Raw genomic sequence first — 19,307 nt, forward strand, 5'->3', positions numbered from 1 at the left:
AACCCCCACCAACAATGTCTATGATAGATAGTTAATCAGGCTTTAAGACTTACTGCATGCGCCCATTTCATTCCAATGGTTGCTCACGAGCTTTTTTTAAATCTTCTAACATCACTACTATTTTATCTTGAACTTGCCGCTTTATCAGAATAATCTTCTCTTCTTCTGGAACATCCTTTTGTTGTTCCGATAATTGGCCTGATGCTCTTTGAAAAATTCTTGTAACTAATGGGTGAAATTCTTTCCTGCGTTCTGCTGTATTTTTAATGTCTAAAATATTATGTAACTCCTGCATATCAATATTTGAAGTAATGAGTTTGTCTATATCTGCAGCTTTATTTCTTTCTATCGTGGCAACTACATCTGCTTCAAGCCTCTTTGTCTTTACGGACTTAAATTTGTCCATGGGGAGTCCAACCGCGTGCGCATCAGGTGAGATGGGCTGAAAATGACCCGACCAATTGTCCCATTCAACAAGCTTTTTATCTGCATCAATTATGATATTACCAGCATACAACACCTCCTCGCCGGGTCTAACCAACGAAGTATGGCCCTTGCTACTGTCGGAGTTGACTTTACGGAGAAGTAAGAGGTCTGGATTGTTCACGGGTACGACAAATTCATATGTCCCTTTATCTAACTCCGTAGGCTGGTCTTTGCTCATTGCTTCAATCTTTACCTTAAATATCTTATTCTGATTTTCAAGCCGCTGGCTGTCACCGATAGCTTCATACGTTCGTGAATAAGATCCGAGAACTCTTTCCGAGATTGATGGACTCGCGTTGTTCTTTTTTTCCTGTAGCGAGCGTATGTGCTGGTCCAACGAAGGGCGCCCTTTGCGGTGAGACATTCTTTGATGAGACATTCCTTCTATTGACGTTATGCTTTCTGTACTCGGCATCGTACCTTGAAGATGTGGATGACGTGCTTTACCGCCAGGTATGGGTATAGGTTCAGACTGCTGCATAGGTATAGGTTCTGTCCGTTGTTGCGTCGGTTCAGGCAGCGTGTTTCTTTCTAGTTCTGAAAGGATTTCTCTTCGACCGTCTGTGGTTCTTTGACCACCTTGTTTGCGAGTTGGATTTTCACGAGGAGTAGATGAAGATGCTTCTTGGGGAGCAATTATTGAGATTCTTCTTCTTTTAGCTCTATTTGTTGAATTGGATGTTTCTGGTTGGCCGGCTGGACTTTCACGAGGAGCGGATGAAGGCAGTGCTTGATCATTTTTGTTGCTGTTTTTCCTTTTAGCGCGATCGGCTGAATTGGATGTTTCTGCGAGGCCACGTTTCGGTTGAGGCTCTCTAAAAGGAGACCATGTGGTGCTTGGAACCTGTCTTTTACGTACCATAAACTCCATGATTTCATGTTTGTCACCAAAGTGCATAATCATCCCCTCATGTATTATTAACTACAGCGTTATTATTATAGCGGAAATTTCTAAGGATTTTTAGGAGGATAGAGGGAATGTTTCTCTATAGGGGAAGGAGCTATTTACCGGGCAAGAGACTGAAAAGAGAGAATGACATGGCTGTGATTATCAGGCGTTGAAATCCACCACATGTATACATATTATCTCAGCACAGAGGAAACCTGCGCTGAGATAATGCATCTGGATGCACTACTGCGGTAGTGTTTTTTGCTCTGTTGTCAAAATTTTTTGCATCAGTACAAAGCTAGAGTTTTGATGGCTCGTTGACAAACCACGGGTCTGGAACGGTATTTCTCCGCTTTCGATGTGAGAAAAGCCACTTTCCTTCAGGTGAATCGGGAGATTTTGGATGTTAAATTCCCCTTCTCCGGGCCGTCCGTGAGCAGCTTGATGTCCTTCCGAGGGCTTGAAGTCGACCACCAGTAAACGCCCCTCCGGTTTGAGTACGCGGATAATTTCGAGTAGTCCTTGATGCTTCAGATCATCTGGTATATGGTGCAGCATAAAGGTACTTAATACAGCATCAAACGATTGATCGGGAAAGGGGATCTGTTCAATCCCTCCCAACTGGAATTCAATGGCCAGACGCGCCCGCGCCCCTTTGCGCCGCGCCCCAGACAGCAAGCTCGCCGAGGGATCGACTCCACAGACGCGACCCGTCTTTCCAACACGCCTTTTGGCAAGGAGTGCCAGCGTTCCCGTACCACATCCCACATCCAACACAGCCTCGCCCGGCTGCAATCGAGCCAGATCGAGCATCATTTGTCGGGACGCTCTTTCTTTGCCACGGTAGGCAAACCAGACCATCAGGTCATAGCGCCAGGCAGGCATATTGGTGAAGGCCTCTTGCGCCTGATGTGCAGCATGCTCGTCCTGACTCCCATGATTATGCTTAAACGAATGCATAAAACTTGCTCCTTTCAAAGAAACAGACTATTCTGTAATAGAGACAGTGCTCGGTATCTATTAAAAGGGAGTGGTTCCTTCCGGTCAAGCATCAATCTGAGCAAAATACTCACTACCGCACACATGACTGAAATTGTACAGGAAAGAGAGGGTTTTCTGTGAAACAGGACAAGCAAGATCGTCGTTCCCTGCGTACGCGTCACCTGATACATTCTGCGTTCATGGATCTTCTGGTCGAGAAACGCTATGAGTCGATCACGGTGCGCGATATTTTGGAACGGGCCAATATTGGTAGTTCAACATTTTACGCCCATTATTATGATAAGGATGATGTACATGCAGATTTGATTGCATATCTCGTCGAGCACCTATTGACATCGATGTCTACGAAAACTCATGAGGAGGGAATTATTCCGAGCCTGGCGCTCTTTCAACATATTCAGGAGCATTCCCAGCATGTCCAATTTCAAGCACTTGTGCGCGGCCATGCAGAAGAGAAAGTCTGGGAGATGCTACAGAGTACCTTATGTAGTATCATTGAGCAGAAGCTCACGCGTGCCTATGCAGAAAAACATCCGCCTGCAATCCCTCTGACAGTCGTAGCCCAGTATCTGGCTGGAGCCTTCCTCAATCTGCTCAAATGGTGGATCGCATCTGACATGCCCTATGCACCAGAACGCATGAATGAGATCTTTCAAACACTATCTTTACCTGGCTTGCAAACAGCTCTTTCATCGACCGCAGCATCGAATAATTGACAAATAGCAGAAAGGCAAAATTATGCCCCTTTATAAAAAAGTTATGCTATTAATTGGTGTCTCAATCATTGGAATTATACTAATAACGGCGTCAAATGTATTCTTTGGTTTTTCATTGCGAAACGCTTTTTATGATGCAGTGATACAAATACTTTCTGCTATTATAGCTACTGTTTTCGTACTCTTTGTTCTTAGTTTTGTGAAAAGAAAAAAAAAGCATAAACAACAGAGTACGAAGCCCAACTGATGCAAAAATAATTCACATAATGCTACATCTAAGTATAGACTGTTTTTGTCAGGTAATATCAGGATATCTTCATGGATGAGGTAGAAATATGGAACCACGACATAGATATGCCTATAAGGATGCCTCCCTCACGACTCTTTCCTATGGACAAAGGGAGAATAGGCGTAGTCCTCATAAAGGATTGTACATTTTAAACGGCATCTTTCAGATCATTCTCATCGCCCTATCGATGCTCTATTTTTTGAGCGCCCTCAATACCTGGGCTTACAGTTTACTCATTAATGCTGTATTTCTTAACCTTTTTATGTTTATTATGCTGTGGATACTACCCCGAAAATTGATAACTGGACGAAGAGTGATTTATAGCATCTCTGTTTTTATCACTATCTTCCTTGCATTTTATATATCGCTCATATTGTTGACATCGAATGCACCAGGAGCACTTTTAATTGTCTGGGTTGTCGTTATAGCATTCGATGCAGCCCTTTATTTGCTTGCCAGAATAATTCCTTCCATAACTCTTGAGGAGAGTCGGGCACAGAATAATCGTATAAATCTCTGAGTACATCGATCGTCGTTCGGATCAACAATCTATATGGTGGTTATCTGTGTGGATTTGCTCTAATTGCTCACTTGAGCGCAAAAATTTCATTTGTGCACGGAACTGCTCTTCCATGGTGCATTTCTCCTCAGTAGGTATGAAACTGTGACGTATTCCATTGAGGAGAATGTCGTCGATGACGTCGAGCGAGAAGTCGAAGGAGTCGTAGAGCGTCGAGATGTTATCTATAAGTGTTGTGTGGAACAGGGCCGGATCGTCTGAATTGACCGAAAATGGGACGCCCGCAGCGTAGAAATGCGGCAGGGGGTGTTCAGCCATACTGCCATAGACTCCCAGGCAAATGTTGCTATGGGGGCAGATCTCTAAAGGAATCTGCTGCTGGGCAAGATGGGCGACGAGACTCTCATCTTCAATTGAGCGTACGCCGTGACCGATGCGTTCCGCTCCCAGGGTATGTATTGCTTCCCACACACTGGATGGACCAACTGTCTCGCCCGCGTGTGGAGTGCTATGCAGGCCCTCGGAGCGTGCTTTGTCAAACCAGGGGGCGAACTGTTCGGCTGGATAATTTACTTCGAAGCCTCCTAATCCCAGTGCTACGACACCGTCAGACATACCCTCTAATGCTACCGCGGTTGTATAGTCCGCTCGTTGCTTACGCATGTTTGGATCTTTGATATCGCGTACAATGTCGAAGACCCAGCGTATTACGACACCAAAGTCGGCTTGAGCGCGTACGCGTCCTGCGTTGAGACCTCTGAAGTAGACGTCATGTGGCACGCCCAGCGAATATCCGTGCATGCTGGGGGAGAATGTTACCTCGGCATAGCGCACATTCTGACGTGCCATCTCGGCGCCAAACTCGTAGGCGATCAATTCATAGTCCTCGTCTGTCTTGAGGCAACGCGCAATTGTCGAGAATATCTCGACGAAGTGGGGAAAATCACGGTAAATAAACCATTGACGCGCTTCTTCGACGGTCGTGACCGGCAAGGTGACCCTATTGCGTTGTGCCAGTGTTATAACGGTCTCTGGACGAATGGCACCCTCCAGATGAACATGTAGTTCAGCCTTAGGCGCTCGTTGTAAATAAGATCTGATGTGTTGTTGTGTGAGTTCCATCTCTACTTCCTTCTAACTCATCCAATCGACGAAACATAATGAGAAAGGACTGCATAATGCCCGACTTCCTCAAAAGGAGAGGTATGATTTTTCATAAACGCGTGAAGATTATCCTGTTCTGATTTATGTATCTTCTCTGTTTCGCGATGATTACAATGATAGCCTTCTATCGTATACAAATATACCACGTTCTTAATGTAGAGATAATTGAGACATAAGGGAGAAATTATCTATTTGGGCAGTACATGATCGGTGTTGATGTTGGTTTGCCGAAAAGGGAGTATGATATGAATACAAAGAAAAAGGTGTTATGTGAAAATGCAAAAAAAAGTATCAAAATATGGTGATGTTTTGCTGAGACATTTTCGAAATATTGCTGTGAGATGGGGACAAGGACAATATGAATAAACCACGTATTTCCGACAATTATGAATACACAACTGATTCCTCCCTCTTTAAGATCGATGTTCGCAAATGTGAAACTTTCTTAGATCCAGAAATTGTTTTTCTCCACCTCTTTGGAGATGAGCCCTATGCATTTTGGCTTGACAGTAGTATGGTAGAAGAAGGTTTATCACGTTTTTCCTTTATGGGAACAAACACTGGATGCTTTAGCAAAGTACTGAAATATGATACAGAGGCAAGAATTTTGGAGGTTATCAGTAAGAATAGTGTAGAAAAACAAAATATAAGCATATTTGATTATATGGAGCGAGAATTAGCGTATAAACTTGCCTCAGTTCCAGGCCTGCCTTTTGATTTTCAGTGTGGGTTTGTCGGTTATTTTGGTTATGAGTTAAAAGCAGAGTGTCAAGCGTCTTCTGTTCATCAATCTTCTCTCCCTGATGCGATGCTCTTTTTTGCTGATCGAATCATTGCTTTTGACCATAGTGAGAAGACTATGTACTTTCTTTGCCTCTCTTCCCTGCAAGATACACAAATAGCCGAAGATTGGTTTAATTCTATCGAGTCACGACTGGAAACTCTCACTTCCACATCCTCAAGGAAGCCAATGATCTCTCGTCATGAGAATATTCCGCTGCAATTTCATCTAACGAGATCCTTTCAGACTTATTTGAATGATATAGAAACATGTAAAGCTCATCTAATAAATGGAGATACATATGAAGTATGTTTAACAAATAGCCTGGAGACCATTCCACTCACTGATCCTTTGACTTGCTATTGCCATCTGCGTTCTTTAAATCCAGCTCCATATGCGGCCTTCCTCCGATTTAACGATGTGACTATTTTATCATCTTCGCCTGAATGCTTCCTGCAAATTGACCAGGAACGAAGAGTAACTTCTAAGCCGATTAAGGGAACAAGTCCGCGTGGACAAATACCTGAAGACGATGCGTTTCTACGAGAAAATCTCTCCCGAAGCGAAAAAAATCGGGCAGAGAATCTCATGATTGTGGACTTGCTGCGTAATGATCTTGGCCGTGTCTGTGAAATTGGAAGTATCTGTGTCCCTGAATTAATGCATGTGGAAACATATAGTACTGTCCATCAACTTGTATCTACTATTCAAGGAATGCTGCGAGATGATATTAGTCCTATTGAGTGTTTTCGTGCGGCATTTCCTGGCGGATCAATGACTGGTGCTCCGAAGTTGCGCACAATGCAAATTATCGATGCATTAGAAACACAGGCCCGGGGAGTGTATTCTGGCGCAATAGGTTTTTTTGGCCTCAATCAAACGGCTGATTTAAGCGTCGTTATCAGAACTTTAGTTAGCACAACCGAAAAATCCTCAATTGGTGTTGGAGGCGCAATTGTAATCCAGTCCGATCCAGAAGAAGAGTTTGATGAAATGCTCCTCAAGGCGTATGCCCTTATTAAGGCGATTCTGCATGCAGAAAAAGGAGAACAATCTCCTGATCAGTACGTTGTTTTTGGTAATCGCCCTGCCTGGGAAAAGGACACAGTGAAATGAGAAATGACAGGGACAATCCATATAGCCTTCAACCTTTTAATAAGCAAGGTGAGCATGCTGTAAAAGCTCATGTTTTGGCAGAGCAAGCTTCTGAAGTTGTTCTTCTGGAAGCGATATTATGGGATCAGGCATATTGCGATTTTGATAAACATATAGAACGTATGAACAATTCTGCCAGATACTTTGGCTATCCTTTTGATAGAAAGTGTATTGAAGATGCGCTGGGCTACCTTGATAAAAATCTTATTCAGGGATGTATGTATAAAGTCAGGCTGAAACTTACAGCTACCGGAAAAGTAGAATGTGAAGCTATACAGCTGCAACCAGAAGCTATTACTACTGCTCCCTCGATGGTTGCCTTGAGCCCAATACGAACTCACACCTGCAATCGCATGTTGTATCACAAAACCACTGATCGCGCACTCTATGATCAAGCCAGTCGTTTTGCAAACGAAAATGGATACAGCGATGTGATTTTTTTGAACGAAAGAGAAGAAGTGACAGAAGGAGCAATAAGCAATATCTTTATACAAAAATCGAACTATCTATTTACCCCTCCTGTTAGTTGTGGTTTGTTAAATGGTATTTATCGACAGCGATTGCTTGAGAGGCACATAGAGGCAAAGGAAAAAGTTCTTTTTGTCAAAGATTTAATAGAGGCGGATAAAATTTTCATTTGTAACGCGATACGAGGTTTGCGACAGGTGCATCTGAATATACAGGAAATGCAATTTTAAAAGGAGTTGCACACGCCTCTCTTTTTTATTTGTCATAGAGGGAGGACGGACTTGTGTAGGTCACAATAAAAGAGGTGGTGCGCCCAGCTGGGATCGAACCAGCGACCAACCGCTTAGAAGGCGGTTGCTTACTAAATCAATGAACGCTTGCTATAAAAGCGCTTCAGAAGACAATTCATACAATCAAACGAAATGGTACGCTCAAATGAGGCAGATGGTTATATATATCTGCCTCATTTTAAATCCTTAAAAGGCTGTTGTTTAGTGCTAGTGATGAAAGTATATCACTGAAAATGAGATTTTGCATATAGCTATCAAATACCTATTGGAAATAACCATATAGAAAAATTCCTTATCAAAGGCTTATAAATTAATAGCTATTCTTGAATAAGTGATCATAAACATACCACGGGTTTATCTTCCAATGTTTTACCTGCTTGAAATTTATCTATTTGTTAGCTAGAATTAGTTATCATACCTTTGGACGAAAAACATTTTGTAAATGGCAGATGACTAGATATCGAAACGAGATGTAAATGTCAAATATAAAGGATGCAGTGTTAAGAGAATTGGGAGATGAGGGAGCCGATACTTTTGCAAGGTACTATGCTCAAATTGAATATTCAGCTTATTGGTGTATAAGAATGCTTCTCCATTCTGAAAAGATTATAAATGTAGTACCTGAAACTTATGATGATTTGGTTATAATTCGTCAAAATTTTTATGAATTACATCAGGTTAAAACAAGAATGGAGCAAGTGGGCCCTTGGACGTTCACTGAAATTCTGCCTATCGTTTGTCGTCAATATAGTATGCGGAATAAAATTGACGCCGATTGTCATTTTCATTTTATTTCTAATCATGTCTCTGATGAAAAACCAAATAAGGTTTTTGGTGGTTCCCTGTGCCATTTGAAACTTTTACTCGATATCAAGCATGCAGGACAGAATTATACCCTTAAAGAGCAAGAAGAAATGAGCCTTTTTGAGGAAACCTTATCTGCAAAAATACAGGAAATTATGAACAAAAAATTCCATGAGGACATAGACAAAAAAACTGCCATATGCTTACTTCATAATACATATATAGAAACTGATTCTAGGCTAATTTATACACCTAATAATATAGAAGAGTTAGGAAATGCTTTTGAACATATTTATCCTGGGCAGCCATCTCATACAGTTACTCAACTTAGAGAAATATGTGAAAGTATTTTGTTTGTCATAATAAAAAAATTAATTGACAGATCTCCCTCTAATGACCGTTCTATTGGCCGTGATGAAATTTTAAATTGCCGTAGTAAAATGATTAATATACCAAGTGCATTAGATTTAGATAAATTACCAGGAAGAACTATTTTAGACAAAAAAGTGCTACGTGGCGGATTCCACATTACTGAATTACCACGTTTCCATAGGCAAAAGGCTTTGGCTGAATATTTCAAACGTACATATTCGGAGATTAGTAGTAATAAAGAGATTGAAAAATTTATAGACGAATTATTAGAACTTCAAGGAGAATGCCGAGACGATGTATGCCGTATTCAAAAGGTACTAGAAAATTCAGGCCCGCAAATACTTGCAATGCTAAAACCAAAGTTAGATAGTATCATACATACGAAAACCTTTCCTGGTCAAGAAGTAGACAGGTTACTATGTTTGGGATTGCTCTGGAGTGAAACACAAAACTGTAATGCATACTGGCACGAACTGGCATGAAAGGTCTTAAAGTATGTCATCTTCATTAATCGCGGAAAACATTGCATATCATGCGAGCCGGCTGCTTTTATTGATTTCACTTTGTGGCAAAAGTGAAAAAACTACCGAGAAGTTACCGGGTATTGAAGGACGTACATTGTTAGCTAAATTAGATTTCTTTTTGCGCTATCCATTTTATTTAAGATGTGCAGCTAAAATTTTAAACAAAGATATTTCAGACGCAGATTTAGGTTTAACAACTTTAGGCGAGGAAAATTCGATTGAAGCTCAAATGGTCCGTTTTCTTTATGGACCTTGGGATCATGTATATTATTTAGCACTAGCATATCTGGTTGGAAAAGAACTAATTATTATTGAGAAAAGTCAGATACGTGATACTGAAATATTCAGAATTACTCAAAAGGGTCAGCATATTGGAGATGAGATTATCAATGACCCCAATTATGTCGATTTAGCAGCAAGAGCAAAAACTACTCACTTCTTGTTTAATAAGTACAATGGTAATCGTTTAAAAATTTTTATTTATGATAACTTCCCTGAAGTAGTTAGTAGAAAGATCGGCGAGCATATTTAAGGAGAGCAACATGTCTTCACCGTACCTGTTTATATCCAGATTAGTGGTAGAGGGAGAGTTACATTGTGATATACCCTTTAAGCGTGGTTTAAATGTTATTCAAGCATATTCTGATGATCCAAGAGCAACAAATAATGCTGGGAAGTCCACTTTGGTAGAGCTTATTCAACATGGTTTAGGAAAACAGCAAGGGCCAAAAGCTACTTGGTACCTAAACACTATTATAGATCAAGTAAATACTCTTTATCTCGAAATAGGTGCAAATAATAAAACTTATACTATTGAAAGATCTTTGCGTAATCTTACAGCCGCAGTTACTATTAGAGAGGCTCCTTATAGTAAAGAGATAAAAAAGATTAGAGGAGACAAAGTAACAATTGGTAACTTATCTGATTGGTTTTTAAATACTCTTAATATCCCTGAAGTCTCTGTATCAACAGCTAAAGGGAAGTTAGAAAAACTTAGCTTTCCCACTCTCATGAGAGCATTCGTATTAAACCAAAATTTAAGTTTTGCTACAATATTAAATAAAGTTCTTCCTGAGACAAGAATTCCAGATATCATAGGATTTTTAACAGGCATTATTCCTTTGATACGCTATAATTTAGAGGAAAGATTAGCCATAGCCAAAAGTGAAGAACAAAGATTAGACGCTTACTACAAATCAATAAATAAGTTTTTAAGCGAAAATAGTGAAATATCTGTTGAAAATTTAGAAGAGCAAATGAGTATTTCCAGAGATAAGTTGATATTTGTACGAGAAGAACAACTAACGATCCAACGTAATATTGGTGAAAATATCCATAATCAAATAAATGAGCAACAATCGGGAAGGATAGATAATTTAAGAGATCAATTGCTTAGAATCAAACAAGAAATTGCTGAAAAAGAAAGATACTTGGCAGGAGTTAAACAAGAACAAAATCGTCTTAATGAGCTTTTAAATTCACTTAGAACAGATCGTAAAAAAGTATTACGCCTAAAAACCTCTAGCTTTATCCTCAATAGTGTAGATTTTGGAGCTTGTCCGCGTTGTTTACAACCTGTTACTTCTGAAATGCTTACCAAAGAGGATTATGGACGCTGTTGTTTATGTAGTAGACCTCTTACAAATACCTCAGATTCCATCCCCCTGACAGCTCCCAGAGTAGAAGATATTGATTTACAAATTGATGAAGTGGAAACTGTACTTCTTGATGGCTCTAAGGAAGAAGAAAGTTTACGAACAAATTTAAATATACTCTATAAATATGAAGCTGAGATAGGAATTAACCTTGATGCTGAAACCAAAGTCTTTGTTTCTCCAACAGTAGATCTTTTATTAAATTATACTTATAAGGTTGCTCATTCTGAAGCTGAGCTAGCAAAAATTCAAACTTTTTATGATCAAGTTCAGGCAATGAATAATATCCATGTAGAATTAGAGAATGCTCATATAGAAAGAAAGGCTGTTGAGCATGAACTTAAACAGATTCGTAAAGAGAATAATGAAGAACGCCTAGAAGTATTTCGGCAAATTTTTGAAGATATTTTAAATGATGTAGATTTTCCGGACCTACGTACTTGTAATATCGATCCACAAAAATTTATGCCGACAATTAATAACAGTTTTTATAAAAATTTTGGAGGGGCATATACTAGCTTGGCCGTCGTTTGTTATCATTTAGCCATGTTAGAATTAGCTCGCAGAGTAGACACCTTTTTTCCATCGTTACTTGTTATCGATTCACCAAATGTTAACGATATGAATGAAACTACTGAAAATAATTTATTGCGCTATTTCGTGGATCTCGCTAATGAATATAATAGTGATAAATCTGAAAATTGGCAAATTATACTTACAACTAGAAATATGGTTGAAGAATTGGTTCCATTTGTAAGAGCAAAAATAAGCAGACAAGGTGATCATATGTTGCTTCATAGAAGTTAAATATGAATAATTGAAGGTGTTTTTCTTTAATATTTCTTCAGTAATATTATATCCTTTACTCATCATAACGTTTTATTGGCTGAGCAAAGCAGTGGGTACTTGATCAGAAGCAAAGTTGGAGTAGGGTGCAAGTTTATCAGCCTTACATCTTAGACTTATTGTTACAATCATCGGTAAATGCCATGGAGTCATCCATACGAACTAAGGCTTCTTCCAAGTTGTATTGTACCCGCTTTTTATGAACATCCTGCGAAAAATTCCGTTTCTTTTCTTGGAGATAGGTTTGAACAGCTGAATAGATAAAGTGAACAGTTAGTGAGATATCTGGCTCAGTATTATCACTGCCTTGCTTCCGCCAAGCTTCTGTAGTGATCAGACACCCAGCAATTTGTGCCACCATCCGACGCATGTTCACTTCTCGCTTGCGGCTACGCACATAAGGCACTATGTCAGTTGGAGCAGGCAGAATAGGTTGCTCAACAATTGAAGAGATTGAAGTTGTTGAGAGATCAATCTTATCTAGGTCAGATTGAAGCGCCGGCAATTGCCCATAGACCGACACATAGGCGTCCAGGTCAATGCAATATTTCTTCTCGTTCCTGCTGTTTTCGCTCATAATTCGACGCTTCCAGAGGCTCAGGAACAAACGCCGCTTGAATCACTTCCGAATCTGGATGCACCGGCCAGCGTGAACGGTTCGTATCCTCGACTGGAATAATATAGCGCAGCCACCCATCAGGCAAACCATCCAGACCACCACCAATATGACCAACGGCATAGGACCAGAGGCCAGGAAGGTGAGACTCTAGATCATAGGCATCATCAATGCCGTGAAAGTTTTCCTCTTGTTTCATCTCACTCAATGCTGAACGCTTGAAACGTATTTCAATGCGTTAGACCTTGACATGAGGTAGCAGACAAAAGCCTTGTTTTTCGGCCTCTTGTTCCCAGATCTCCCACATCCATGACTTCTCAGGAGACTTATATTTAATCTCATGCGTCTTGTCATAGATTAAGGCTGAGACGGCAGCTATCCGAGCACCAAAGGGCAGGCCAGTCAGACGCCCCACCGTTGCTTTATTGCGTCAGGACCGTCAAGCGTCAATTTGCCAACATCGGCAGGCATCTGGCCCGTGAGTTGCGCACGCGTGACAAAGTGTTGCTTCACATCATGAATAGAATCAAGATCCACTTAAAGCCCTCGCCACCTTTTTGTGTCATCTTGAGATTGGAGCCACCGAATACAAAATGCGATGGATCGGTCGTTTTTGATCTTGTGAGATTTTCTTTATTTGTTCCAATTCAGTTTTCAGAACAGCAGGAAGGTCATGACGTTCTATTTGATATTTTCCATTCGTTGGATAGACATTTAAGATCAATGTATAGCGCGGACGCTTAGAAGCTTGATATCACTTTTTATAGACCTCCACTTTCTCGTAATAGATGCATGTGATTTTATTCATCACTATTCGTTTTTCTTTAATAATAACCGAAGAGAGGATAAACAGAATATGGCAGACCAGCAACAAATAGAAAAAATTCAAGCTGGGGTGAATGGCTGGAATACTTGGAGAGATCAACAACCAAAAGAGGCAATTAACTTTAGTGGTGCTGACTTCAGCTTTGTCGATCTCAGCTTTGTCGATCTCAGCAGTGCCGATCTCCGCGGTACCGACTTCGGAGATGCCAACCTTAGTAATGCCAACCTTAGTAATGCCAATCTTGGAAATGCCTATTTTTGTGTAGCCAACCTTAGCAATGCCAACCTCAGTAATGCCAACCTTGGAGATGCTAACCTTGGAGATGCTAACCTCAGTAATGCCAACCTCAGTAATGCCAACCTTAGCGGTGCTCGTCTCATCTATGCCAACCTTAGCAATGCCGATTTCAGCAATGCTGACCTTAGTGGTGCCAACCTCAACGATACCAACCTCAACAATACCAACCTCAGCAATGCCTTCATGGGGGGGACTGATCTTGGAGGGATTGACTTGCGTCGCGTGAAAGGTCTGGAAACCATTCAACACCTTGGGCCATCGAATCTGAGTATCAATACTATCTATCAGTCGGAAGGCAGCATTCCAGAAATCTTTGTACGAGGAACTGGAGTACCTGATACATTCATTGAATATATGCATGCCTTGGCACAAAATCCTATCCAATACTACACGTGCTTCATTAGTTATTCAAACAGGGATCAGGACTTTGCTGAACGGTTGTATAACGACCTGCAAGGAAATGGAATTCGCTGTTGGTTTGACAAAAAGGATGTGAAACCAGGAGACTTTTATCATGATCTGATTGACGAATCGATCAAAAAGTCTGAAAAGGTATTGCTGATCCTCTCCAAACACTCTGTAAAAAGCAAATGGGTAGAGATGGAAGTCGAACGTGCATGGGAACGAGAAGTACAGCCAACAGAACAAGGCAGACCGTGGGTGATTTTCCCGATCCGACTGGACGACACTGTGATGCAAACAAAAACAAAATGGGCCAGTCAACTTCGCTACTTACGTCACATTAGCAATTTTACTGATTGGAAAGACCACAATATTTATCAGAAATGCTTCCAACAATTGTTGCATGATTTGAAGAAATAACAGCCATAGATCAAATATTAAAAAGTGGCATTTGTATCACAACATTACTTTTAAAAAGACCTACAGTTATTCGTGGTAGAGCAGGACTCATCGCGCAGAGAGCCGAAGCGTATTATGGTTTAGGGTTTATCGACATCTCTATAGCTAATGCTGAAGAAGCGCTAGCCCTGGCAAGGTCAGTAGGATCAAGCAAAACTATTACTCGTATTATAAATTTGTATAATACTTTGAAGCAATCACCCTGGAGAAAGGAACGTAGTGTTGCCCATCTAGGAGCAATGCTTTCAATATAGTAATGCGTAAAAACATAGTAAAAACTGTCGGCATCAGCATTATTGCGTTGATGCCGATCACCATATGGCTCATACTGTTTATTAAAGGCAAACAATTTGCATTAAGAGATCGCCTTAAAAAAGCAGATGCAATTATTGTTCTTGCAGGCACCAGAGGAAACATTAAATTCCTTGACGGCAAAATCCATGTTGGAGTACAGCTTTATAAAAAAGGATGGGCTCCACATCTGATTGCGTCAGGAAAGTTTAGCGTAAAAATCACAGATACACCTTTACTTATCCCTCTCGCTGAGTTGGAAGAAGCAGCTGACAATGGACGGATAGGATATAAAGATGTAGCAGGAGCGGCAGAAAAATGGGATGTTGGCCTGGGGGCAATATATATACGTGACCAGGCGATCTGCCAAGGAGTGCCAGCCGAAGCTATTTTGCTAGAAGATCAATCGTTACATACAAGAGAAAGCGCCGAGTATGTTCTGGAGATCTTGAAACAAAATAACTTCCGACGGGTCATACTTGTTACATCACCATTTCATCAGCTGAGAGCCTATCTCACATTTGCTAAAGTGTTTCTGCCTTATGGTATTGAAACCATCAACTATTATGCTGATACAGGTGAATGGCATCCTGCGACCTGGTTCCTCTCAAAAGAACACCGCCAGTTAGTAAAAAGTGAACGCGACCGTATCAAGATCTATAGGGAGAAGGGCGACCTTCTGTAAAATTAATAGACAGAACTGAAGCATAGTGTTGTTGAAGGAGTTGGATATGCCTCGATCTTCGAATAAAAGGAAATCTGCAAAGAACTCAGATGATACGAAACTTATGCCTGATGATCGCCAGCCAGCCCAACAGCCTCCTCGGAAAGAAATTTTACGAGTTGCAGAGGAAATGATTAAAAAGTATCATGCTGATCTAGAGTATCTAAAAGATAAATAATGTTCAAAAATTTGATGGAGAGATGATACAAAGTTTATCATCTCTCTTTTTTATTCGTTATAGAGGGAGGATGGACTTGTGTAGGCCACAATAAAAGAGGTGGTGCGCCCAGCTGGGATCGAACCAGCGACCAACCGCTTAGAAGGCGGTTGCTCTATCCACTGAGCTATGAGCGCATGGGTACGGGATCGGGTAGATCCTACGTTGCCCTGATAATAACAGGATTTATTGTTGGTTGTCAAGGCAAAAATGCTCGGAATCGAGGACATTTCCTTTCAATTTGTGTGATCTTCGGGCTGTGCGAGTGCGAGTCGGATAATTTCTCGCTGTGAACGCATCATGCCGTTTGGTAGTTCGTCGACAGGGAAGAAGCGAGCCTCCATGACTTCGCGATTATCGAGCTGTTCCTGTCCGCCGAGGAAGCGTCCGCGATAGCTGGCCTCGAGTCGCAGTCGGTAGCCGCTAACGATGCGGATCAAAGAGGTGGCCTGTATCATATAGCCAGTCTCCTCGCGTACTTCGCGGCAGAGAGTATCCTCGAGGCGCTCGCGACTATTGGCGTAGCCGCCCGGAAGTCCCCAGACGCCCTGCATCCAGAAGCGATGGCGCAGCAGTAGGATGCGTCCCTGATCGTCGAAGATAACGCCGGAGACGCCGACGATAAATTTGTTGTGCATAAACCAGAGCAGATACCATTGAGGCTTTCCCCGAATGAGCCTCCACAGGCGGAGCAGTAGCCGATTGACCATAGGTGAGTAAGCTTCCTACTATTCTTTTGTCTGAGCTGGCGGATGAGAATCATCTACCTGAACAATTCCAATTGAAGTCTCTGCCATCTATTGTCACACAACTTTGGAGGTCTTGCAAAGGGTGGCGAAGCAAGCGCGCATGTAGCTATCAAGATAGAGTATACCGAATTGGAGCTCGGTGCTGCTTGTGGATGAAAGAGCAGAAAAAAGGATATTTTCTCTCTTTTTTATGTATTGTAGTGCTTGCTATACTGTGAACAATCTGGTTAAGATAGAGCAGAAGATTGTATATTTGTGTTTGTTTCGCGTGTTTTTTGGGGGAATTGAAAGAAGGATAAACATATGAGTGTAAAAAATGTGGTTTTAGTCCATGGTGCATGGGCAGATGGCTCCAGCTGGAGTAGCGTGATCGCACGGTTGCAAAAAGCGGACTACACTGTTACGGCTGTACAAATCCCTTTGACAACGCTTCCTGAGGATGTGACCACGGTTCGTAATGTCTTGAGTGCTCAAACAGTTCCCACGCTTCTGGTTGCGCATTCCTTTGGTGGTGCTGTTATCACTTCACTTGGTACGGACGCTCCGAACGTTGTGGGATTGGTTTATGTGTCGGCGTTCGTTCCAGATGAGGGTGATACGATGAAGGCATTGGTTACCGCTGAACCGCAGCCCGCTGGAGCTGTCGCGGCTCGTCCTGATGCACAGGGCTTTTTCTGGTTGGATCGTGAAGGATTTGTGAAGTACTTTGCCCCCGATGTAGATCCTGTCCAGGCACGCGTGCTGGCGGCGGCACAGAAGCCTCTGGCTGGCGGTAGCTTTCTAAGCGAGGTACCTTTTGGTGTTCCGGCCTGGAAAGCGTTGCCATCCTGGTATCTGGTTACCGAGCAGGATCAGATGATTCCTCCCGTTGCCCAGCATTTTATGGCGCAGCGTGCCGGTGCCACGGTTTCCTCAGTTGCCTCAAGCCATGTATCGATGATTTCTCACCCTGATGTTGTCACCGATCTTATCGTTAAGGCGGCTGAAGAGGTAAACTAGTGCTTCTCTCTTGCTGATGTTTTCGTCACGGCAGTCTGCACCCGATGATACAGGCTACCATGGCGAATTTATGCTGCTGGAATTCCATAAGATGTTTGTTGTATGATAAGGAGAAAAGTGCATACGGATCATATAAGTATCAAAGCAAGGAAAGCTTCATGGCATACCTTTTTAGAGATACTAATACGGCAGCGCGCAGACTTCAAATTCTGGCTGATGTCTTTGCTGTATCAAGTCGCGCCTTTCTACAAGACGTCGTCAGGGTAGCGCCGCAGCTGGCTGTTGATCTGGGTTGTGGACCGGGCTACACAACGCACCTTATCGCAGATACCACGCATTGCCTGCGAGCCATTGGTCTTGATAGCTCTAAGCATTTTATCTCCCTGGCTGCAAGTAGTGCCAATGAGCGTGTTTCGTTTGTTCTTCATGACGTCATCCAGACCCCTTTTCCCACAGGGCAGAGTGATCTCATCTCCTGCCGTATGCTTTTAACACACCTCCAGGGTCCCCAATCTGCGATCGAACGCTGGGGAACACAACTTCTTCCCCAGGGGCTGCTGCTCCTGGAGGAAATTGAATGGATCAGGACAGATCACACTCTTTTTCAAAGCCATCTGTCTATCGTTGCCGCGATGCTGGAGCAGCAGGCGAATCAACTTTACATTGGACCACTGCTGGATAAACAGCAGCCACCACATGGATTGAGACGCAGCCTGAGCCGTGTTTATCGTCTGCCTGTCAGGACATCGCAAGCTGCCGCTATGTTTTCATTAAACATCCCAGCCTGGAAAAATCTGCCCTTTATCCAGAAGCATTATTCGGCCAGCGTGATCGATCAAATGGAGCGTGATCTGCATACATTGGCAGAAACTTCTCGGGGTGAAGGCGAAATCGAGTGGGGCATGCGTCAGATTGTATATGAGCGCATCTAGCGTCGAGTATGCGATAAGTACTCCCTGCCATGGATGTGATCAAGTTTCTCTGTTTTTCCTTGACAAGTCGTGCGTAATCTTCTATACTCAAATTACGATAGTTGGTAAACGTTCACTAACTATATTGGAGACATAAAAACTATTGGGATCTTCTCATGAAGGACGGATGCGCGGGAGCGAGCGCCGAGCATTGATTCTGTCGCAAGCAAAAAAGGTCTTTGCTCATCAGGGATACACTCTGGCAAGTATGGGAGAGCTGGCTCGCGCCAGCAATGTAACTGAGGCGATGCTTTATAAACATTTTGAGAGCAAAAAGCAGTTGTATCTCACCGTATTGAGCGAGGTGAAGAAACATTTTTTGTCCGTTTTTTTTGAACGTGTCCGAGAGAAAGCCAGACATGATCTCATGGAGACCTTATCCACAGTGGTTTTAGAGTATCGTGCTGTTGCTCTCTCTGATCCTGACAGCCTCCAATTGCTGCTGATGGCCGCTGGCGAGTCCGATGATCCACTAGTAATCGAGATGGCGCAGGAGTATAGCTCTCAAACTTCGACGTTGATCTACGAACTGTTAAAAGAGGCTCAAGCACAAATGCTCTTGCCGCTTCATCTTGATCTGGCGGCCGCATCCTGGGGATATCTCAGCTTTTTGTTTGGTATTCAGCAGCGGGCGAAACTCCACATGATTGATCAGATCAGCGAGCAGACGCTGCGTGAAATGAATCGTCTCTGGCTTGTTGCTTTACAGAATGGGTGATAGGCTCTTTTTTTGTGTAAATAAGTAAGTGGTCGTTTACTTACCAATGTGCTAATGTTTGACATGTTGTTAGCAAG

At 42.2% G+C, this 19,307-nt stretch carries 20 protein-coding genes and 2 tRNA genes; 12 read left to right on the plus strand and 10 right to left on the minus strand.

The genetic code is table 11. The features are described from left to right. Positions 1 to 67: 67 nt before the first annotated feature. On the minus strand, positions 68 to 1,384 hold the full coding sequence (locus tag AC27N8_RS26780; RefSeq protein WP_487071162.1) for a hypothetical protein: 1,317 nt from the start codon (positions 1,382 to 1,384) through the stop codon (positions 68 to 70). A gap of 234 nt (positions 1,385 to 1,618) precedes the next feature. Next, a complete protein-coding gene (locus AC27N8_RS26785; protein WP_487071164.1) occupies positions 1,619 to 2,335 on the minus strand; it encodes a class I SAM-dependent methyltransferase in 717 nt (238 codons plus the stop codon). A gap of 158 nt (positions 2,336 to 2,493) precedes the next feature. Here AC27N8_RS26785 and AC27N8_RS26790 point away from each other — a divergent pair, with 158 nt between their 5' ends. Next, positions 2,494 to 3,093, plus strand: coding sequence for a TetR/AcrR family transcriptional regulator (locus AC27N8_RS26790; protein WP_487071166.1), 600 nt, complete (start codon positions 2,494 to 2,496; stop codon positions 3,091 to 3,093). A gap of 830 nt (positions 3,094 to 3,923) precedes the next feature. Here the strand turns inward: AC27N8_RS26790 and add are convergent. Continuing rightward, on the minus strand, positions 3,924 to 5,024 hold the full coding sequence (add, locus tag AC27N8_RS26795; RefSeq protein ID WP_487071168.1) for an adenosine deaminase: 1,101 nt from the start codon (positions 5,022 to 5,024) through the stop codon (positions 3,924 to 3,926). A gap of 400 nt (positions 5,025 to 5,424) precedes the next feature. Here add and pabB point away from each other — a divergent pair, with 400 nt between their 5' ends. Together pabB and AC27N8_RS26805 are read left to right on the plus strand one after the other, a co-directional pair. After that, entirely contained in the window at positions 5,425 to 6,963 is a 1,539-nt protein-coding gene (gene pabB / locus AC27N8_RS26800; protein WP_487071170.1) for an aminodeoxychorismate synthase component I, read from the plus strand. Continuing rightward, positions 6,960 to 7,700, plus strand: a complete 741-nt coding sequence (locus AC27N8_RS26805; RefSeq protein WP_487071172.1) for an aminotransferase class IV — start codon at positions 6,960 to 6,962, stop codon at positions 7,698 to 7,700. The genes pabB and AC27N8_RS26805 overlap by 4 nt, the downstream gene beginning before the upstream one ends. Positions 7,701 to 7,775: 75 nt before the next feature. Here the strand turns inward: AC27N8_RS26805 and AC27N8_RS26810 are convergent. Then, a tRNA-Arg gene (locus AC27N8_RS26810) sits at positions 7,776 to 7,847 on the minus strand. Positions 7,848 to 8,236: 389 nt separating this feature from the next. Here AC27N8_RS26810 and AC27N8_RS26815 point away from each other — a divergent pair. Genes AC27N8_RS26815 through AC27N8_RS26825 form a run of 3 tightly spaced genes read left to right on the plus strand, consistent with a single transcriptional unit; the run spans position 8,237 to position 11,922 of the window. After that, positions 8,237 to 9,418 (plus strand): dsDNA nuclease domain-containing protein, encoded by a 1,182-nt coding sequence (locus AC27N8_RS26815; RefSeq protein WP_487071174.1) that lies wholly within the window; start codon positions 8,237 to 8,239, stop codon positions 9,416 to 9,418. A 13-nt stretch (positions 9,419 to 9,431) separates the two neighbouring features. After that, complete coding sequence (locus tag AC27N8_RS26820; protein ID WP_487071176.1) at positions 9,432 to 9,992, plus strand: hypothetical protein; 561 nt, start codon at positions 9,432 to 9,434, stop codon at positions 9,990 to 9,992. A 10-nt stretch (positions 9,993 to 10,002) separates the two neighbouring features. Next, a complete protein-coding gene (locus tag AC27N8_RS26825; RefSeq protein WP_487071178.1) occupies positions 10,003 to 11,922 on the plus strand; it encodes a hypothetical protein in 1,920 nt (639 codons plus the stop codon). Between the two features lie 142 nt (positions 11,923 to 12,064). Here the strand turns inward: AC27N8_RS26825 and AC27N8_RS26830 are convergent, their stop codons facing one another. From AC27N8_RS26830 to AC27N8_RS26845, 4 genes are read right to left on the minus strand one after another with little or no spacing between them, the layout of a single operon-like run. Beyond that, positions 12,065 to 12,538 carry a hypothetical protein gene (locus tag AC27N8_RS26830; protein ID WP_487071180.1) on the minus strand — a complete coding sequence of 158 codons (474 nt, stop codon included), beginning with the start codon at positions 12,536 to 12,538 and terminating at the stop codon, positions 12,065 to 12,067. Further along, on the minus strand, positions 12,498 to 12,776 hold the full coding sequence (locus AC27N8_RS26835; protein ID WP_487071182.1) for a hypothetical protein: 279 nt from the start codon (positions 12,774 to 12,776) through the stop codon (positions 12,498 to 12,500). The genes AC27N8_RS26830 and AC27N8_RS26835 overlap by 41 nt, the downstream gene beginning before the upstream one ends. A gap of 39 nt (positions 12,777 to 12,815) precedes the next feature. Continuing rightward, positions 12,816 to 12,992 (minus strand): hypothetical protein, encoded by a 177-nt coding sequence (locus AC27N8_RS26840; RefSeq protein ID WP_487071184.1) that lies wholly within the window; start codon positions 12,990 to 12,992, stop codon positions 12,816 to 12,818. After that, complete coding sequence (locus tag AC27N8_RS26845; RefSeq protein WP_487071186.1) at positions 12,980 to 13,114, minus strand: hypothetical protein; 135 nt, start codon at positions 13,112 to 13,114, stop codon at positions 12,980 to 12,982. Before AC27N8_RS26845 ends, AC27N8_RS26840 begins: the two co-directional genes overlap by 13 nt. Before the next feature lie 319 nt (positions 13,115 to 13,433). Here AC27N8_RS26845 and AC27N8_RS26850 point away from each other — a divergent pair, with 319 nt between their 5' ends. The 3 genes from AC27N8_RS26850 to AC27N8_RS26860 all read left to right on the plus strand — a co-directional run bounded on the left by AC27N8_RS26850 (position 13,434) and on the right by AC27N8_RS26860 (position 15,754). Then, positions 13,434 to 14,522: a pentapeptide repeat-containing protein gene (locus AC27N8_RS26850; RefSeq protein ID WP_487071188.1), complete on the plus strand. Its 1,089-nt coding sequence runs from the start codon at positions 13,434 to 13,436 to the stop codon at positions 14,520 to 14,522. A gap of 295 nt (positions 14,523 to 14,817) precedes the next feature. Beyond that, positions 14,818 to 15,537, plus strand: coding sequence for a YdcF family protein (locus tag AC27N8_RS26855; protein ID WP_487071190.1), 720 nt, complete (start codon positions 14,818 to 14,820; stop codon positions 15,535 to 15,537). 46 nt (positions 15,538 to 15,583) lie between these two features. Then, positions 15,584 to 15,754: a hypothetical protein gene (locus AC27N8_RS26860; protein ID WP_487071192.1), complete on the plus strand. Its 171-nt coding sequence runs from the start codon at positions 15,584 to 15,586 to the stop codon at positions 15,752 to 15,754. A 100-nt stretch (positions 15,755 to 15,854) separates the two neighbouring features. Here AC27N8_RS26860 and AC27N8_RS26865 read toward each other — a convergent pair. After that, positions 15,855 to 15,930, minus strand: a tRNA-Arg gene (locus AC27N8_RS26865). Positions 15,931 to 16,029: 99 nt separating this feature from the next. Next, a complete protein-coding gene (locus AC27N8_RS26870; protein ID WP_487071194.1) occupies positions 16,030 to 16,503 on the minus strand; it encodes an NUDIX domain-containing protein in 474 nt (157 codons plus the stop codon). Positions 16,504 to 16,845: 342 nt separating this feature from the next. Here AC27N8_RS26870 and AC27N8_RS26875 point away from each other — a divergent pair, with 342 nt between their 5' ends. From AC27N8_RS26875 to AC27N8_RS26885, 3 genes are all read left to right on the plus strand, one after another. Then, complete coding sequence (locus AC27N8_RS26875) at positions 16,846 to 17,541, plus strand: alpha/beta hydrolase (protein ID WP_487071196.1); 696 nt, start codon at positions 16,846 to 16,848, stop codon at positions 17,539 to 17,541. Positions 17,542 to 17,699: 158 nt separating this feature from the next. Beyond that, positions 17,700 to 18,473, plus strand: a complete 774-nt coding sequence (locus AC27N8_RS26880; protein WP_487071198.1) for a class I SAM-dependent methyltransferase — start codon at positions 17,700 to 17,702, stop codon at positions 18,471 to 18,473. A gap of 142 nt (positions 18,474 to 18,615) precedes the next feature. Beyond that, positions 18,616 to 19,230, plus strand: coding sequence for a TetR/AcrR family transcriptional regulator (locus AC27N8_RS26885; RefSeq protein WP_487071200.1), 615 nt, complete (start codon positions 18,616 to 18,618; stop codon positions 19,228 to 19,230). The last annotated feature ends 77 nt before the right edge of the window (positions 19,231 to 19,307 follow it).

This window comes from Dictyobacter sp. Z7_2, from assembly GCF_057551105.1.

Coding starts and splice junctions, on each gene's coding strand:
- AC27N8_RS26825 (WP_487071178.1), top strand. CDS start 10,003: ATGTCTTCACCGTACCTGTTTATATCCAGATTAGTGGTAGAGGGAGAG.
- AC27N8_RS26785 (WP_487071164.1), bottom strand. CDS start 2,335: ATGCATTCGTTTAAGCATAATCATGGGAGTCAGGACGAGCATGCTGCA.
- AC27N8_RS26780 (WP_487071162.1), bottom strand. CDS start 1,384: ATGCACTTTGGTGACAAACATGAAATCATGGAGTTTATGGTACGTAAA.
- AC27N8_RS26860 (WP_487071192.1), top strand. CDS start 15,584: ATGCCTCGATCTTCGAATAAAAGGAAATCTGCAAAGAACTCAGATGAT.
- AC27N8_RS26820 (WP_487071176.1), top strand. CDS start 9,432: ATGTCATCTTCATTAATCGCGGAAAACATTGCATATCATGCGAGCCGG.
- AC27N8_RS26870 (WP_487071194.1), bottom strand. CDS start 16,503: ATGGTCAATCGGCTACTGCTCCGCCTGTGGAGGCTCATTCGGGGAAAG.
- AC27N8_RS26835 (WP_487071182.1), bottom strand. CDS start 12,776: ATGAAACAAGAGGAAAACTTTCACGGCATTGATGATGCCTATGATCTA.
- AC27N8_RS26855 (WP_487071190.1), top strand. CDS start 14,818: ATGCGTAAAAACATAGTAAAAACTGTCGGCATCAGCATTATTGCGTTG.
- AC27N8_RS26805 (WP_487071172.1), top strand. CDS start 6,960: ATGAGAAATGACAGGGACAATCCATATAGCCTTCAACCTTTTAATAAG.
- AC27N8_RS26850 (WP_487071188.1), top strand. CDS start 13,434: ATGGCAGACCAGCAACAAATAGAAAAAATTCAAGCTGGGGTGAATGGC.
- add (WP_487071168.1), bottom strand. CDS start 5,024: ATGGAACTCACACAACAACACATCAGATCTTATTTACAACGAGCGCCT.
- AC27N8_RS26880 (WP_487071198.1), top strand. CDS start 17,700: ATGGCATACCTTTTTAGAGATACTAATACGGCAGCGCGCAGACTTCAA.
- pabB (WP_487071170.1), top strand. CDS start 5,425: ATGAATAAACCACGTATTTCCGACAATTATGAATACACAACTGATTCC.
- AC27N8_RS26875 (WP_487071196.1), top strand. CDS start 16,846: ATGAGTGTAAAAAATGTGGTTTTAGTCCATGGTGCATGGGCAGATGGC.
- AC27N8_RS26830 (WP_487071180.1), bottom strand. CDS start 12,538: ATGAGCGAAAACAGCAGGAACGAGAAGAAATATTGCATTGACCTGGAC.
- AC27N8_RS26815 (WP_487071174.1), top strand. CDS start 8,237: ATGTCAAATATAAAGGATGCAGTGTTAAGAGAATTGGGAGATGAGGGA.